The organism is Acidovorax sp. KNOB132 (assembly GCF_057541515.1).
Genome location: NZ_BAAJYT010000404.1, coordinates 1 through 2,296 on the forward strand (window position 1 = coordinate 1; position 2,296 = coordinate 2,296).

Here is a 2,296-nt window from a genome sequence, read left to right on the forward strand (position 1 = left end):
CGCCACGGCGGCGGCGCGCTGGCTGGCGGCGCCCAGGCTCAAGGTGGAGGGCACCGAAAACGTGGGCTCGGCGCCGGCGCCGGCATCGCCGCCGCCGATCTGACGCGTCAGCTGGCGCTGGATGGCCTCCGAGAGCCCGCCCTGGCGGCCCGACATCTGGATGGACAGCTGCTGGTCGAGCATGTCGGTGCCCAAGTCAGCCTGGCCGCCTTCCATGAGGCCGGACTTCATCGTCGCCTCGCGCATGCTCTTGATCATCTCGCGCATGAAGAGCGATTCGAACTGCTTGGCCGCTTCCTTGGCGGCCTGCGGGCTGTTCTGACCGGCCTCGTACTTGAGCGCGTTGAGCGAGCGCGAATCGACGGCCAGCGCATTGGTGGCGGTGGTGGTCGCGGCAGAGGGCAGGGTCATGGCCATGTGCGGTCTCCCGTCAGGTCGGGCGCGTCCCGCGGGGGGCAGGGACGGCAAGGTGGCGGCCTGGGTCATCAGATGACCTCCAGCTCGGCGTTCAGGGCGCCCGCGGCCTTGATGGCCTGCAGGATGGCCAGCAGGTCCTGCGGCGTGGCGCCCAGGGTGTTGAGCGCGCGCACCACGTCGGCCAGCTGCGGAGACGGCGGCATCTGGATGATGTTGCCCGGCTCCTGCTTGACGGTGATGTCGCTCTTTTGCGCCACCACGGTCTGCCCTTGCGACAGCGGGTTGGGCTGGCTGATGACGGGCGTGGAGCTGATGGTGATCGACAGGTTGCCGTGCGCGATGGCGCAGGGGCCCAGCGTCACGGCCTGGTTCAGCACGATGGAGCCGGTGCGGGCGTTGATGACGACCTTGGCGGAGGGGACGGAGTCGGCCACCGCCAGTTCTTCCAGGTCGGCGATGAAGTTCACCCGGGCGCCGGGGTCCAGGGGCGCGCGGACCTGCACCGTGCGGCCGTCCAGCGCCGTGGCGATGCCGGCGCCGTTGCCCAGCTTGCCGTTGATGGCCTGGGCCACCTTGCGGGCGGTCTGGAAGTCCGAGGCGTTCAGGCCCAGGGTGATGGTGTCGCTGTCGTTCAGCGGGGTGGGCACCGAGCGTTCCACTTGTGCGCCATCGGGAATGCGGCCGGCGCTCAGGTGGTTGATCTGCACCTTGCTGCCGCCGGCAGACGCCCCGGCACCGCCCACCACCATGTTGCCCTGCGCCATGGCGTAGATCTCGCCGTCGGCGCCGCGCAGCGGCGTGGCGATCAGCGTGCCGCCCTTGAGCGACTTGGCGTTGCCCATGGAGGACACGCTCACGTCGATGGTCTGGCCGGGCTGGGCGAAGGCGGGCAGTTGGGCGGTGACGATCACCGTCGCCACGTTCTTGAGCTGGGGCGCCGCCGTGCCGGGCGGCAGGCTGATGCCCATCTGCTGCAGGTAGTTCGTCATCGCCTGCGTGGTGAAGGGCATCTGCGTGGTCTGGTCGCCCGTGCCGTCCAGGCCCACGACGAGGCCATAGCCCGTCAACTGGTTGCTGCGCACGCCTTGCACGGCCGCCACTTCCTTGATGCGCAGGGCATGGGCGGGCAACGCCGCGCACAGGGTGGCCAGGGCGGCCAGCAGCCACACGAGCCGCGACGCGCGCGAAATCAGGGGAGAGGGCAGGGCTTTCATGGCCTCGATTGTGAAAGCGGACCGCTTCACGGGATGGGCCAAAAAGATGCCGGATTACCGGTCAATTGGGGCGGCCGGCCCCGGGGGAACACCAGCGAAAAATGCCGCCAGTGCAATCAGTACTAGGGCATATTGCTATCGAATTTGTAGCGTACCGCCCGGCTGCACCACCGCGTCCCCGGCCCCCAGCCGGAACACTCCCGCCGCCCGCACCAGTTCCTCCGCCTGCGCCCGCAGGCTGTTCGCCGCGGCGGCCATCTCCTCGACCAGCGCGGCGTTCTGCTGGGTGGCCTGGTCCATCTCGGTGACGGCCTCGCCCACCTGGGAGACGCCCAGCGACTGCTCGTGGCTGGCCGCGCTGATCTCGCCCATGATGTCCGTCACGCGGCGGATGGCGGTGACCACGTCGGTCATGGTGCTGCCCGCCTGGTCGGCCAGGGCGCTGCCCTGCGCCGCCCGTTCCACGCTGGCGCCGATCAGCGCCTTGATCTCCTTGGCCGCCTCGGCGCTGCGGCCGGCCAGGCTGCGCACCTCGCCGGCCACGACGGCGAAGCCCCGGCCCTGCTCGCCGCGCCGGGCCGCTTCCACCGCGGCGTTCCAGCGCCAGAATGTTGGTCTGGAAGGCGATGGAGTCGATCAGCGCTGATGATGTCGGCGATGCGGCG

At 70.0% G+C, this 2,296-nt stretch carries 2 protein-coding genes and 1 pseudogene; all 3 read right to left on the reverse strand.

Going from position 1 to position 2,296, the window contains the following annotated elements; all coding sequences use genetic code 11:
- On the reverse strand, window positions 1–417 hold a 417-nt coding region (locus AC27IO_RS23055; RefSeq protein WP_498740989.1), incomplete at its 3' end, for a rod-binding protein.
- 68 nt (window positions 418–485) lie between these two features.
- Window positions 486–1,631, reverse strand: a complete 1,146-nt coding sequence (locus AC27IO_RS23060) for a flagellar basal body P-ring protein FlgI (protein WP_272565446.1) — start codon at window positions 1,629–1,631, stop codon at window positions 486–488.
- Window positions 1,632–1,766: 135 nt separating this feature from the next.
- Window positions 1,767–2,296, reverse strand: a pseudogene (locus AC27IO_RS23065) (methyl-accepting chemotaxis protein); the annotation flags it as partial.